The sequence below is a fragment of the Oryzicola mucosus genome (assembly GCF_014534685.1).
Lineage (GTDB): Bacteria > Pseudomonadota > Alphaproteobacteria > Rhizobiales > Rhizobiaceae > Oryzicola > Oryzicola mucosus.
The window spans coordinates 512,501-526,580 of the sequence record NZ_JACVVX010000001.1 but is presented as its reverse complement, the minus strand read 5'-3'; the positions used below and the strand labels follow the sequence as shown (position 1 = coordinate 526,580).

Here is a 14,080-nt window from a genome sequence, read left to right as displayed (position 1 = left end):
AAGGAAGTCGGCCCGCATGCCTCGAAAGTCAAGGTGGATTTGGCGCCACACCGCTCAGCCGGAGATCGCGTCGCCTTCGCGCCAGCCGTCGCGGCCCCAGTTGCGAATGCGCATGCGCCTCGCGACCAGCCCGGTCAGGAAGGGCGTAGTGAGGAAGCTCGCGACGACGACAACAGGAATCCACAGCATGAGATTGTCCGAGGTTAGCGGCAACATCAGCACCGTGACGAGCCCGACGCCGAACAGGACGGCATTGATCATGAGGCCGCAAATCACCTTGAGCCAAAGATCAGTATTGAGCATGAGTACTCTCCCTTGAAACCTCAAACCAACAAGTCATGTGCTCGCCTATGGTTCCCGTACGGCGCGTAGAACGTTTGCCGGTAGCGCATCGCTTGCGAAAGAGCGGTGTTTTGGATATGGAGACCGCGCATTCGGCTTGTCCCTGCGTCGGGCCGGTTTCTTCATTTAGTGTGTCCGGCCTCCCGGCCGGTGCGTTCAGGCAAAGGCATACCGTTTCCATGGCGCGCATCGTGATGAAGTTCGGCGGGACATCGGTCGCCGACATCGCCCGCATCCGCAATGTGGCGCGGCATGTCAAACGCGAGGTCGATGCGGGCCATGAGGTCGCCGTCGTGGTTTCGGCCATGTCTGGCAAGACCAACGAGCTGGTCGGCTGGGTGCAGGATGCGTCCAAGGCCGAGGGCTCCAACCTCAATATCTACGATGCCCGCGAATACGATGCGGTGGTGGCCTCCGGTGAGCAGGTAACTTCCGGCCTTTTGGCGCTGACGCTTCAGGCCATGGGCGTCAACGCACGGTCCTGGCAGGGCTGGCAGATTCCGATCAAGACAGATGGCGCCCATGGCGCGGCCCGTATCGCCGAAATCGACGGCTCGTTCCTGATCAAGCGTTTCGGCGAGGGACAGGTAGCCGTTGTCGCCGGCTTCCAGGGCATTGCGCCGGACAACCGGCTCTCGACGCTCGGACGCGGCGGCTCCGACACATCGGCCGTGGCGATTGCCGCGGCCGTAAAGGCAGATCGCTGCGACATCTACACCGATGTCGACGGCGTCTACACCACCGACCCGCGCATCGAGCCCAAGGCGCGCCGGCTGTCGAAAATCTCCTTTGAGGAGATGCTGGAAATGGCCTCGCTCGGCGCCAAGGTGCTGCAGGTGCGGTCGGTCGAACTGGCGATGGTGCATCGGGTGCGCACCTTCGTGCGGTCCTCCTTCGAGGACCCGGATGCGCCCGGCATGGGCGATCTTCTCAATCCGCCCGGAACGCTCATTTGCGACGAGGAAGAAATCGTGGAACAGCAGGTCGTCACTGGAATCGCCTACGCCAAGGACGAAGCCCAGATATCGCTGCGGCGGGTGGCGGACCGTCCGGGCGTTTCCGCCGGCATCTTCGGACCATTGGCCGAAGCCAACATCAATGTCGACATGATCGTCCAGAACATTTCCGAGGACGGCAAGTTCACCGACATCACCTTCACGGTGCCGTCGGGCGATCTCGACAAGGCACTCTTCGTGCTCGGCAAGGTCAAGGAGACCATCGGTTTCGACGCGGTCCAGTCCGAGCCCGGCATGTCCAAGGTTTCTGTGATCGGCATTGGCATGCGCAGCCACGCCGGCGTCGCGGCGACCGCGTTCAAGGCGCTTGCCGACAGATCGATCAACATCCGCGCCATCACGACCTCGGAAATCAAGATTTCCATCCTGATCGACGGTCCTTATACCGAACTTGCTGTTCGCACTTTGCATTCGGTCTACGGGCTCGATAAGCAGTAACGACAGGCATCTGGCCGAGTCGCTGGATTGCATTATCTCTTGCCGGTGGCCATGATGTCGCCGGTCTCGGGCTTTATGGGGAGATGGGATCTTGATGCGTGATCCGGGCGGCGGCCCGCGCGTTCTGCTGAAACGGCTGCGTGAGCTCATGCAGCAGCCGCTCGATCCGCAAGCGCGGCTCGACCAGATCGTGCGCGATATCGCCGCCAATATGGTCGCCGAGGTCTGCTCGCTTTATGTGCTCCGCGCCGATTCCGTACTGGAGCTCTACGCCACCGAAGGTCTCAATCCCGGCTCCGTCCATCTGGCGCAATTGCGGCTTGGCCAGGGTCTCGTCGGCACCATCGCCGCGGGCGCGAGGGCGCTCAATCTCTCCAACGCGCAGGAACATCCCGCCTTCGCCTACCTGCCCGAGACGGGCGAGGAAATCTATCATTCCTTCCTCGGCGTGCCGGTGCTGCGCGCCGGCCGTACGCTCGGCGTTCTGGTCGTCCAGAACAAGACGATGCGCGTGTATCGCGAGGATGAGATCGAGGCGATGGAGACCACGGCGATGGTCATCGCCGAGATGATCGCTACCGGCGACCTCGCACGCCTCAGCCGACCGGGCCTGGAACTCGATCTGCGCCGCCCCGCGAGTTTCACCGGCGTCTCCTTCAATGACGGCATCGGCCTTGGCCATGTCGTGCTGCATGAGCCGCGCATCGTCGTCACCAACCTGTTCAACGAGGACAGCGACGAGGAAACAAGGCGGTTGGAAAGCGCGCTCGGTTCGCTGCGCCTGTCCATCGACGACATGCTGTCCCGCCGCGACGTCGCCTTCGAGGGTGAGCATCGCGAGGTGCTCGAAGCCTATCGGATGTTCGCCAACGACCGGGGCTGGGTGCGTCGGTTGGAAGAAGCCGTCCGCAACGGTTTGACGGCGGAAGCCGCGGTCGAGAAGGTCCAGAGCGACATGCGCGCGCGCATGATCCATATGACCGACCCCTATCTGCGCGAGCGGATGAGCGATTTCGACGACCTTGCCAACCGCCTGTTGCGCCAGCTGATGGGGCGTGGGGCGGAAGACGTCGCCTCCTCCCTGCCTAAGGACGCCATCATCGTCGCGCGTTCGATGGGCGCGGCCGAACTGCTCGACTATCCCCGCGAGAAACTGCGCGGTCTGGTGCTGGAGGAAGGTGCCGCGACCAGTCACGTCGTCATCGTCGGCCGCGCCATGGGCATTCCCGTCGCCGGCCAGGTCAAGGGCGCCGTGTCGATGTCGGAAAACGGCGATGCGATCATCGTCGATGGCGAAGAAGGCATCGTGCATCTTCGCCCGCAAGCGGGCCTCGAGGCCGCTTATACCGAGAAAGTACGCTTCCGCGCCCGCCGCCAGGAACTCTATCGCGAATTGCGGGCTCAGCCGTCCGTTACCAAGGATGGGGTCGGCATCGAGCTTTTGATGAACGCCGGACTGGCGGTCGATCTTCCGCAGCTCAACGAATCGGGCGCCGCCGGTATCGGCCTGTTCAGGACCGAGCTGCAATTCATGGTCGCCGCGACTTTTCCGCGTGCCGAAGCCCAGGAAAAGCTTTATCGCGACGTGCTCGATGCCGCGCGCGGCAAGGCGGTGACGTTCCGCACCATCGATATCGGCGGCGATAAGGTGTTGCCCTACTTCAAAGGAGCGGGGCAGGAAGAAAACCCGGCGCTGGGTTGGCGCGCCATCCGGCTCACGCTGGACCGGCCCGGCCTGCTGCGCACGCAGATTCGCGCGTTGCTCAAGGCGGCCGGCGGCCGCGAACTGAAGCTGATGCTGCCGATGGTGACGGAACTCGGCGAAATCGCCCAGGCGCGCGAGATCATCGACCGTGAGGTGCGGCATCTCTCGCGCTTCGCCCACCATCTGCCGACCAGCCTGAAACTCGGCGCCATGGTCGAGGTGCCCTCGCTGTTGTGGCAGCTCGACGAGTTGATGAAGGCGGTGGATTTCGTCTCGGTCGGCTCCAACGACCTGTTCCAATTTATCATGGCGGTGGATCGCGGCAACACGCTGCTTGCCGACCGTTTCGACCCGCTGTCGGTGCCGTTCATGCGCGTTCTCAAGCAGATCGCCGATGCGGGCGTCCGCAACAACACCACCGTCACGCTGTGCGGCGAGCTGGCCGGCCGGCCGATTTCCGCCATGGCGCTGCTGGGGCTCGGCTATCGTTCCATCTCGATGTCTCCCGCCTCCATCGGCCCGGTCAAGGCGATGCTGACGGAGCTTCCGCTGGGCGAGTTGAAAGCCCTTCTCGACGATAATCTTTCCGGCACTTCGACAAAGGTGCCGATGCGCGCGCTGCTGCAGGCCTTTGCCGACGACCGCGACATTCCAGTTTGATGAGCATGATTGATCTTCCCCGCGACCGTATGGACCAGGTGGTAAAGCGCTTCGAGATGCTCGAAGCGCAGATGGCGGCTGGGCCGGAGCCCGACGTCTATGTCCGCTTGGCATCCGAATATTCCGACATCCAGGACCTCGTGGGGCGCATCCGACAGCTGCGCTCGGCCGAGACGGAATTGTCTGATCTCAAGGCGATGGTCGCAGACAAGAGCAGCGATGCCGAAATGCGCGAATTGGCCGAGGCCGATATTCCCGGCGTCGAAGACAGCATCGAGGCCTTGCAGCAGGAGATCCAGATACTCCTGCTGCCCAAGGACGCCGCTGACGATCGCAACGCTATCCTGGAAATCCGCGCCGGCACCGGCGGCGACGAAGCAGCCCTTTTCGCCGGCGACCTCTATCGCATGTATGAGCGCTATGCTGCGTCGATGGGTTGGCGCTTCGAGCTGATCTCGGCCAGCGAAGGTGAAGTCGGCGGCTTCAAGGAAGTGGTCGCCTCCGTATCCGGCAAGGGCGTGTTCGCGCATCTGAAGTTCGAATCCGGCGTGCATCGGGTTCAGCGTGTCCCAGAGACGGAGACCAGCGGGCGCATTCACACATCCGCTGCGACGGTCGCGGTCCTGCCCGAGGCCGAGGACGTCGACATAGACATCAAGCCAGACGATATACGCATCGACACCATGCGCGCATCGGGAGCGGGCGGGCAGCACGTCAATACTACCGACTCGGCCGTGCGCATCACCCACCTGCCGACGGGCATCATGGTGGTCTCGGCGGAAAAATCGCAGCACCAGAACCGCGCCCGCGCCATGCAGATCTTGCGCGCCCGGCTCTACGACATGGAGCGCAACCGCGCCGCCAGCGAACGCTCGGAGGCGCGCAAGCTGCAGGTCGGCTCGGGCGACCGTTCCGAACGCATCCGGACCTATAATTTCCCGCAGGGACGGCTGACCGACCATCGCATCAACCTGACGCTGTACAAGCTCGACCGGGTGATGATGGGCGAACTCGAAGAGGTGGTGGGCGCGCTGATTTCAGACCATCAGTCGGCGCTTCTTGCCGATATGGGCAACAATGCCTGATGCCGCGCATCCGCTTGGCGCCCTTCTGCGCGAGGCGCGCCGGCGGCTGAGCGAGGCTGGAGTCACCGACGCGGCTCTGGATGCCAGGCTTTTGGTCGAGCACTTTACCGGCACGACGCGCAGCCAGGCTATCACCGACCCCACCTTGCCCGTCCACGGGGTCGAACCGCTGATCGCGGCGGTCGAGCGGCGCTTAGCAGGCGAGCCGCTCCATCGCATACTCGGCTTTCGCGAGTTTTATGGGCTGAAACTTGAGCTGTCCCGCGAGACGCTGGAGCCACGACCGGATACCGAAACGCTGGTCGATGCCGTTCTTCCTTTTGTGCGCGAGGTTTCCGAGCGGCGTGGCGCTTGCCGCATCCTCGATCTTGGAACCGGCACCGGCGCTATCCTCCTCGCGGTCTTATCGGCCTGTCCAAAAGCGTCCGGCATGGGTGTCGACATCTCAGCGGATGCCGTTGCCACAGCCACCCGCAACGCAGACCATCTTGGACTTTCCAACCGCTTCGCTGCAGTTCAATCGGACTGGTTCGAGGAAATTTCGGGCCGATACGATGTAATTGCCTCCAACCCACCTTATATACCCTCGCAACAGATTGAGGGTCTGCAGCAGGAGGTCCGGCATTTCGATCCGGTTCGTGCGCTCGATGGCGGCGCGGACGGGCTTGATCCCTACAGGATCATTGGGGAGCAGGGTCCGGCATATCTGGCGCACGGCGGCCTGGCCGCTTTGGAGATCGGACATGACCAGAAAGCCGATGTAACGGCCATATTCAGTTCCTGTGGCTGGAGCCTTGTCGAGGCGCTGACCGACCTCGGCGGAAACGACCGGGTTCTTTTGTTCACAAGGCCTTGACGCATTGGAATGCCACAAAAAAACCTCTTGGCAACAAATTCGAATGCGGCTAGGGTCCAAATTACCGGATGAGACGAAGCAGGCAGTGCTCTTATCGATTCGGTTTCCATGGATAAAAAGCTGCCTTCTTGCGTAGACGACGCTTTGCTTCGTGCGGGGCTCGTCCGGAAAGATACACGAGACCTAAGCGGGATCGCACGTGGCTCCACTCATTTGCCGCGAGCGTGCACCAGCGAAAAGACTACGAGACGGCAGGCAGCTGGAGAAGCGCCGCTCGCAACCTTTTTCAAAGCGAAGAGAATCGGATGAGGCCACAACAGCAGAACAGGCGCATGCGCGGTCGTAACAACAATAATAATAACAGTAATAACAACAACAATAACAATAATAACAACCGCAAGGGGCCAAACCCGCTTACGCGTAATTACGAGAGTAATGGACCGGATGTGAAGATTCGCGGTTCAGCTCAGCAGATCGCTGAGAAGTACACGACCCTCGCACGGGATGCTCAAAGCTCCGGCGATCGTGTGGTGGCGGAGAACTATCTTCAGCACGCCGAACATTACAACCGCATCATCGCAGCCGCCATGGCGCAGATGCCGGTGCAGCAAGCTCCGCAAAACCGCGACGACAGCAACAATCGCGACGATTTCGACCAGGATATGGACGACGATCGCGACGACGGGCAGAACTCGAACAACGGTTCGGATTACGCCCAGCCAAAGCAGCAGCAGCGGCCGCAACATTCCGCTCCGCCCGCATCACAGGCCGCGCCCGTGGCCGACGGCTCCGGCCCGCAACCGGTGATCGAAGGCACTCCTGCGGAAATCGCCTACAGCGCAGAGACGCCTGTCGATGCCGCTCCCGCACCGCGCGAACGGGCACAGCGTGGCCGTCGTGGCCGCTATGGCGATCGCCGCGAAGCCAATGCTGAAGCTGCAAACGAAGCCAGTGCGGAGCCAAAGGCCGAGGATGCGCCGCAGCAGGCAAGCGCACCCGCTATGTCGGTTGCCCCAGCACCCGTTGTTGCACCGGCCGTCGAGCCGGTCGCTGCCGCGCCAGCAGCCGCATCGGTTGCAGAGCCGGCCGCCGCTGTCGAGGCGGAAGCCCCGGCACAACCGGAAAAGCCACGCCGTGGACGCAAGCCGCGCAAGCCGCGCGAAGAGAGCGCCGAGCCGGCGGAAGCCGCAGCCGGGGCACCGGACCTGGCGGTTGTTGACGACTGATATCAGCGACATCAGGTCAGACGAGCATAAATCGAAAACGGCCGGGCCCTGCGCCCGGCCGTTTTTCGTTTCAGCCCTTGCCGGTATCTTGAGCAAAACAAAGCGCATACCCATATCAGGCGCAACGGGGTCTGGCTCATGCGAGCAGGCCCGTCACCTTAAGCGAATCCGGTGCCGCAAAGCGGGCCGGGGACGGATTGGAGACAGACATGAACCTTGAGAAATATTCAGAACGCGTGCGCGGTTTCATCCAGTCGGCACAGACGATGGCGCTGTCGCGCAACCACCAGCAGTTTACTCCCGAACATATCCTGAAAGTCCTGGTCGACGACGAGGAAGGCCTTGCTGCTTCGTTGATCGAACGCGCCGGCGGCCGCTCGAAGGACGTCCAGCTTGGCGTCGCGGCGGCGCTCGAAGCCATGCCCCGCGTCGAGGGCGGCAACGGGCAGCTCTATCTGGCTCAGCCCTTGGCAAAGGTTTTCGCCACCGCTGAAGACATCGCCAAGAAGGCCGGCGACAGCTTCGTCACCGTCGAGCGGCTTTTGACAGCACTTGCCGTGGAGAAATCGGCAAAGACATCCGACATACTGGCCAAGGCCGGCGTGACGGCGCAGGCTTTGAACGCTGCCATCAATGAAATCCGCAAAGGCCGTACCGCCGATTCGGCGAGCGCCGAGCAGGGTTACGACGCATTGAAGAAATATGCGCGCGACCTGACGGCCGATGCGCGCGCAGGCAAGCTCGATCCGGTGATCGGACGCGACGACGAAATTCGCCGCACGATCCAGGTTCTGTCGCGCCGCACCAAGAACAACCCGGTGTTGATCGGCGAGCCCGGCGTCGGAAAGACGGCGATTGCCGAGGGCCTCGCCCTGCGCATCGTCAATGGCGACGTCCCCGAATCGCTAAAGGACAAGCAGTTGATGGCGCTCGACATGGGCGCGCTGATCGCAGGCGCCAAATATCGCGGCGAGTTCGAAGAGCGGCTGAAGGCCGTACTTTCGGAAGTCACCTCCGCGGCCGGCGGTGTGATCCTTTTCATCGACGAAATGCACACGCTGGTCGGAGCCGGCAAGGCGGATGGTGCGATGGACGCATCCAACCTGCTGAAACCGGCACTTGCACGCGGCGAATTGCATTGCGTGGGCGCCACGACGCTCGACGAATACCGCAAGCATGTCGAGAAGGACGCTGCCCTTGCCCGCCGTTTCCAGCCCGTCTTTGTCGACGAGCCGTCAGTCGAAGACACGATCTCGATTCTGCGCGGTTTGAAGGAAAAATACGAGCAGCATCACAAGGTCCGCATCTCCGATTCGGCTTTGGTGTCGGCTGCCGCTTTGTCGAATCGCTACATCACCGACCGTTTTCTGCCCGATAAGGCCATCGATCTGGTCGATGAGGCGGCATCGCGGCTGCGTATGCAGATCGACTCCAAGCCCGAAGCATTGGACGAGATCGATCGCCGCATCATGCAGCTCAAGATCGAGCGCGAGGCCTTGAAGCTGGAAAAGGACGAGGCGTCCAAGGATCGGCTTGTCCGGCTCGAGAAGGATCTGGCCGGTTTTGAAGAGGAATCCGACAAGCTGACCAGCCGCTGGATGGCGGAAAAGGAAAAGCTCGGGCGTGCCGCCGAACTCAAGGGCCAACTGGACGAGACCCGCAACGAGCTGGCGATTGCCCAGCGCAAGGGCGAGTTCCAGAAGGCAGGCGAGCTTGCTTATGGCCGAATTCCCGAACTCGAGCGGCAGTTGAAGGAAGCGGAAGCCGTAGAGACGCGGGGATCGATGGTCGAAGAGACCGTCACACCCGATCACGTCGCTTACGTCGTCTCGCGCTGGACCGGTATCCCGGTCGACAAGATGCTGGAAGGCGAACGCGAGAAGCTGCTTCGGATGGAAGACGAGATCGGCGTTCGCGTCATCGGTCAGGGCGAAGCCGTCCAGGCCGTCTCGAAGGCTGTCCGCCGCTCTCGTGCAGGCCTCCAGGATCCGAACAGGCCGATCGGCTCGTTCATGTTCCTCGGACCGACCGGCGTTGGAAAGACCGAGCTGACAAAGGCGTTGGCCTCCTACCTCTTCGACGACGAGCATGCACTGGTGCGCATCGACATGTCGGAATTCATGGAGAAGCACTCCGTCGCCCGTTTGATCGGCGCGCCTCCCGGCTATGTCGGCTATGAGGAGGGCGGCGTCCTGACCGAATCGGTGCGCAGGCGGCCATATCAGGTCATCCTGTTCGACGAGATCGAGAAGGCGCATCCGGATGTCTTCAACGTGCTCTTGCAGGTTCTCGACGATGGGCGCTTGACCGACGGTCAAGGGCGTACGGTCGATTTCCGCAACACGATGATCATCATGACCTCCAACCTGGGCGCGGAATATCTCGTGGCCTTGGGCGAGGATCAGGATGTCGATGTCGCGCGTGACGACGTGATGGGCATGGTGCGTGCGGCGTTCAGGCCGGAATTCCTCAACCGCGTGGATGAGATCATCTTGTTCCACCGCTTGCGTCAGCAGGATATGGGGCAGATCGTTCAAATCCAGCTCAAGCGGCTCGAATCGCTGCTGGTGGATCGCAAGATTGTGCTCGAACTGGACGAAGACGCCATCGAGTGGCTGGCCCGCAAGGGATACGACCCGGCCTATGGCGCCCGCCCGCTCAAGCGCGTGATGCAGAAGGAGCTGCAGGATCCGCTCGCCGAGCGAATCCTTCTCGGCGATATCCGCGACGGTTCGACGGTGAAAATCACCGCCGGATCGGACAGGCTGAATTTCCGCTCGAAGCCCAGTCTGGTCGGTGAGGCGGAAGCCGCAGCCTGAAAAATCTGCATGGGTTAAAAAATGGCCGCAGCGATGCGGCCATTTTCATGCCCTGTTCATAATGAATCCAATAGGCTGGAAAGCTGTGGTGGTTTGGGCCGCATCCGCGTGACGGCGCGGAACGGAAGAGAATGGAGAGCGTTGGCAACCATGTTGCGAAAAATGATTGTCACATCGGTTTTAGGAGCCAGCCTTTCGCCCTTCGCGGCTTTTGCAGCCATTCCGGATGCCGATCCGGCAGAGCGTATAGGCCGGGCGCATGGCATTCAGCTGGCGCAGAATGGCGATGTCGACATTTTCTACGACCGTAATGGCAACCGCGTCATCATCGATGCTGCGACCGGACGGGTGATCGGCGTCGAAGCGCCGGACGACGGCGGCTATGACCAGCGCGCGGCGCGCCGCCAAGGTTTGCCTGACGATCCCTATCTGCGTGGTGGCTATCCCGACAATGGCGAATTCCGTCGGCGTACGCTTGACGAACTGAACAATGGCGTCCCCCTGGGTGGCGACGACACCTACGCACGCGGAGCCTATCCTGAAGCGCCGCCGACCTATGGTTCCGAGCCCGGTTTTCAAACCGGACGCGAGCCTCTCCCCGAAGAGCGCGTGGTGCGTCGCGAACCGCTGGACAATTCGACGGTGGGGACGATCGAGCCGCCAACCGGCAACGATCGAAGCTTAACCTCGACACCGCCTCCGCCCCCTGCGCAGGGAGCGATCGTCGGCGAGCCGCGGCTTGGCGGCAGAGAGGATGTCGCAGCCTTGCAGATTCTGCTCGACCGGGTCGGCGCCTCGCCCGGCGTGATCGACGGACGCTTCGGCAGCAATGTCGACAAGGCGCTGGTTGCCTACCGTGAATTGACCGGTACCAATCTGAAGTCGACCGACACCAAGGAAATCGAAATGGCGCTTGCCGCCACCGGTGGTGACGCCTTTGCGACCTATGAGATTTCGCCCGAGGATGTCGCCGGTCCTTATGTGGCGTCCGTTCCGGACGACTACAGCCAGAAGGCGCAACTCCCCGCGATGAGCTTTACTTCGGTGACGGAAGCGCTGGCCGAGCGTTTCCACATGGACGAGGCCTATCTCAAGGCTCTCAACCCGGAGGCCAATTTCAACCGGCCGGGAACATTGATCAAGGTCGCCAATTTCGGCAAGCTCGTCAGCACGCCGGTCACCCACATCATTGCCGACAAGGGGCTGAAGCAGGTCCGCGCCTATGGTGCCGACGGCAAGCTGGTGGCTGCCTATCCCGCCACGATCGGCTCATCCGATACGCCTTCGCCAACAGGTACCCATGCTGTCAGCCGCATCGCGTTCAATCCCAACTACACCTACAATCCCAAGATCAACTTCAAGCAGGGCGAAAACGACAAGGTCCTGACCATCCCGCCGGGACCCAACGGCCCCGTCGGTTCGATCTGGATTGCGCTGGACAAGCCGACCTACGGCATTCACGGCACGCCCGAGCCATCCAAGATCGGCAAGACCGAGAGCCATGGTTGCGTTCGGTTGACGAATTTCGATGCATTCGAGCTCGCGAAGCTGGTCAAGCCCGGCGTGACCGTCGACTTCATCGAATAGGCACTAAGCTTGTATTGGATTGACGCGGCGGCGATGGCGACATCGCCGCCGTTTTCGTTAAGATCATAGAGCTGAACCAGCCGGCGCTGCCGCGCAAAGCTGTTGCGGTCCGAAACCTTTCCATGCCAGCCTGTACTGGCTGTAACTGGAAATCCGTAAATGAGCGATTCCACAGCTTCCGGGCCGGCCTACTGTCCGGCCTCTTCGCGGCCTTACGTGCTGGTTTCGGCTATTCTTGCCTCGAGCATGGGATTTATCGACGGTTCCGTCGTCTCCCTGGCGATGCCGGTGATCAGGCGCGATCTCGATGCCTCGCTGATTGACGCGCAGTGGATCAGCAATGCCTACATGCTGTTTCTGGCGGCGCTGGTTCTGCTTGGCGGCGCGGCGGGCGACGTCTTCGGTATCCGAAAGATATTTGTCGCCGGCATTGCTTTCTTTGTCGTCACCTCCGTCGGTTGCGCTCTTGCCACCAGTGCGGAGATGCTGATCGGGATGCGTGCCGCGCAAGGCATAGGCGCAGCCTTCATGGTGCCGAGCAGTCTTGCCATCATTGCCAAATCCTATCCGCCGGATATCCGCGGCAAGGCGATCGGACAATGGGCGGCGTTCTCCTCGCTGACCACCGCTTTGGGGCCGTTTGTCGGCGGGGTGGTCTTGTCCATTGGCGCGGATTGGGTTTGGCGCCTGGTTTTCGCCATCAACCTGCCGATCGGCGCGCTGGCTTTGTGGATGCTGCTTGCCAAGGTGCCGGACGACCGGCCTGCCCAACATCGGCGTCTTGACTGGCCCGGTGCTGCGCTGGCGACCGGCGGACTTGGCTTTATCGCCTGGGGGTTGACCGATTTTGGCATCGCGCCGGAGAGCCGGGTCGCCTCTCCCTGGCTATGGGTTTTCATCGGCGTCGCGCTGTTTGCCGTCTTCATCGCTTGGGAGAGACGGGCGGCCGAGCCGATGGTCAAGCTCGGGCTGTTTGCCTCGCGCGCTTTTTCCGGGGCCAACCTTTACACGCTGGTGCTGTATTTCGGCTTCACCGCCGTCCTGTTCTTCCTGCCGATGACCGTCGTGTCCGCATGGGGCGTGCCGGAATGGCAGGTGAGCCTGGTCTTCCTGCCGCTATCGGCTTCGATCGCGCTGTTTTCCAGCGCAGCGGGCCGCCTCGCCGATCGAATCGGTCCGCGTCTGCCGCTGACGCTCGGCGCTGCCATCGTATGCGTTGCCTATACCGGATTGACGCTCAGCTTTAACGCCATGCAGCTTTGGACGGTCACCTTCCCATTCCTGGTGCTGAGCGGAATCGGCATGGCCTGTCTCGTCTCGCCTTTGTCGACCGCCGTCATGATGGCGACGCCCGACCAGGACACGGGGCTCGCATCGGGCATCAACAATGCCGTCGCCCGCGCAGCGGGGCTTTTGGCGGTAGCCGGGTTGGGAGCGATAGCGGGCATTGTCTTCGGCGCCATCGCGGGAACGCAGGTGCCGGGCGTGGAATTCGGCGGTCTGCTCGTCCAACCGCTCGATCCGGCAGCGGAGACCCTGCGAATCGCTGCCACGAACAACGCTTTTCAGGCCGTCGCGGGCGCGGCTGCGGTCATGGCGCTGATCGCGGCGCTGTTGGCTTGGACCACGCAGCCGTCCTGGCCGGCGAAACCTGAAGCGTTGTCGAAAGCGGCAGCGGATGCAGGTGAGATGCCTTAGCCGTTCAGCTTGGCTGTGCTGGCAACTTTCAACGAGTTCTGGTCCTCGTCCTTCAGCAATTCGTCGATGCGTTCGCGTTCCTTGCTGAAGGCTTCCAGTTCTGCGCCTTTCAACGTCCTGCCGCCGGGCAGGCGGACACGCATCGGATCGACTTTCGTGCCATTGACGATCAACTCGTAATGCAGATGCGCGCCGGTCGACAGGCCGGTTGTGCCGACATAGCCGATCACCTGGCCCTGCCGCACCTTGGCACCGGGCACCACGCCATTGGCGATGCGGCTCTGGTGATTGTAGGAGGTCTCGTATCCATTGGCATGCCGGAGAATCGTCTGCTTGCCGTAGCCGCTGGCCCATCCGGCCTTTTCCACCGTGCCATTGCCCGAGGCGATGATCGGCGTTCCGGTCGGGGCCGCCCAGTCGACGCCGGTATGCATGCGTACATAGCCCAGAATGGGATGCTTGCGGCCGCCGAAGCCGGAACGGAACTTGCCGTTCGGCAGCGGATTGCGCAGCAGGAACTGGCGCGAACTGCGGCCTTCCTCGTCGAAATAGTCGAGCGCGCCGTCTTCCGTCTGGAACCGGTAGAATTTCCGCGATGTGCCGGCAAACGTCGCCGCGACATAAAGCAGTTCCGAGCTGTCCGACATC

General features: G+C 62.1%; 10 protein-coding genes (1 of these 10 only partly in view). 8 read left to right on the top strand and 2 right to left on the bottom strand.

Annotation, left to right across the window (positions count from 1 at the left end; genetic code table 11):
* Positions 1–54: 54 nt before the first annotated feature.
* Positions 55–303, bottom strand: a complete 249-nt coding sequence (locus ICI42_RS02495; protein WP_188162941.1) for a hypothetical protein — start codon at positions 301–303, stop codon at positions 55–57.
* Between the two features lie 218 nt (positions 304–521).
* Here ICI42_RS02495 and ICI42_RS02490 point away from each other — a divergent pair, with 218 nt between their 5' ends.
* The 8 genes from ICI42_RS02490 to ICI42_RS02455 all read left to right on the top strand — a co-directional run bounded on the left by ICI42_RS02490 (position 522) and on the right by ICI42_RS02455 (position 13,432).
* Positions 522–1,796, top strand: coding sequence for an aspartate kinase (locus tag ICI42_RS02490; protein ID WP_188162940.1), 1,275 nt, complete (start codon positions 522–524; stop codon positions 1,794–1,796).
* A gap of 94 nt (positions 1,797–1,890) precedes the next feature.
* Positions 1,891–4,161, top strand: coding sequence for a phosphoenolpyruvate--protein phosphotransferase (gene ptsP / locus ICI42_RS02485; protein WP_188162939.1), 2,271 nt, complete (start codon positions 1,891–1,893; stop codon positions 4,159–4,161).
* A gap of 5 nt (positions 4,162–4,166) precedes the next feature.
* Positions 4,167–5,246: a peptide chain release factor 1 gene (gene prfA, locus ICI42_RS02480; protein ID WP_188163685.1), complete on the top strand. Its 1,080-nt coding sequence runs from the start codon at positions 4,167–4,169 to the stop codon at positions 5,244–5,246.
* The gene (gene prmC, locus ICI42_RS02475) at positions 5,239–6,102 is read left to right on the top strand and encodes a peptide chain release factor N(5)-glutamine methyltransferase (RefSeq protein ID WP_210316929.1); all 864 of its coding nucleotides are present in this window, start codon (positions 5,239–5,241) and stop codon (positions 6,100–6,102) included. Before prfA ends, prmC begins: the two co-directional genes overlap by 8 nt.
* 332 nt (positions 6,103–6,434) lie before the next feature.
* Positions 6,435–7,328 carry a DUF4167 domain-containing protein gene (locus tag ICI42_RS02470; RefSeq protein ID WP_230980129.1) on the top strand — a complete coding sequence of 298 codons (894 nt, stop codon included), beginning with the start codon at positions 6,435–6,437 and terminating at the stop codon, positions 7,326–7,328.
* Positions 7,329–7,537: 209 nt separating this feature from the next.
* Positions 7,538–10,147, top strand: coding sequence for an ATP-dependent chaperone ClpB (gene clpB, locus ICI42_RS02465; RefSeq protein ID WP_188162937.1), 2,610 nt, complete (start codon positions 7,538–7,540; stop codon positions 10,145–10,147).
* A 162-nt stretch (positions 10,148–10,309) separates the two neighbouring features.
* Positions 10,310–11,734, top strand: coding sequence for a L,D-transpeptidase family protein (locus tag ICI42_RS02460; protein ID WP_230980128.1), 1,425 nt, complete (start codon positions 10,310–10,312; stop codon positions 11,732–11,734).
* Between the two features lie 159 nt (positions 11,735–11,893).
* Complete coding sequence (locus ICI42_RS02455) at positions 11,894–13,432, top strand: MFS transporter (protein ID WP_188162935.1); 1,539 nt, start codon at positions 11,894–11,896, stop codon at positions 13,430–13,432.
* Here the strand turns inward: ICI42_RS02455 and ICI42_RS02450 are convergent.
* Positions 13,429–14,080, bottom strand: the 3' end of a protein-coding gene (locus ICI42_RS02450; RefSeq protein ID WP_230980127.1) for a M23 family metallopeptidase. The gene runs 1,346 nt beyond the window's last position; the window shows 652 of its 1,998 coding nt (coding positions 1,347–1,998); the start codon falls outside the window, past its right edge; its stop codon occupies positions 13,429–13,431. The genes ICI42_RS02455 and ICI42_RS02450 overlap by 4 nt on opposite strands.

Coding starts and splice junctions, on each gene's coding strand:
- ICI42_RS02495 (WP_188162941.1), bottom strand. CDS start 303: ATGCTCAATACTGATCTTTGGCTCAAGGTGATTTGCGGCCTCATGATC.
- ICI42_RS02490 (WP_188162940.1), top strand. CDS start 522: ATGGCGCGCATCGTGATGAAGTTCGGCGGGACATCGGTCGCCGACATC.
- ptsP (WP_188162939.1), top strand. CDS start 1,891: ATGCGTGATCCGGGCGGCGGCCCGCGCGTTCTGCTGAAACGGCTGCGT.
- prfA (WP_188163685.1), top strand. CDS start 4,167: ATGATTGATCTTCCCCGCGACCGTATGGACCAGGTGGTAAAGCGCTTC.
- prmC (WP_210316929.1), top strand. CDS start 5,239: ATGCCTGATGCCGCGCATCCGCTTGGCGCCCTTCTGCGCGAGGCGCGC.
- ICI42_RS02470 (WP_230980129.1), top strand. CDS start 6,435: ATGCGCGGTCGTAACAACAATAATAATAACAGTAATAACAACAACAAT.
- clpB (WP_188162937.1), top strand. CDS start 7,538: ATGAACCTTGAGAAATATTCAGAACGCGTGCGCGGTTTCATCCAGTCG.
- ICI42_RS02460 (WP_230980128.1), top strand. CDS start 10,310: ATGATTGTCACATCGGTTTTAGGAGCCAGCCTTTCGCCCTTCGCGGCT.
- ICI42_RS02455 (WP_188162935.1), top strand. CDS start 11,894: ATGAGCGATTCCACAGCTTCCGGGCCGGCCTACTGTCCGGCCTCTTCG.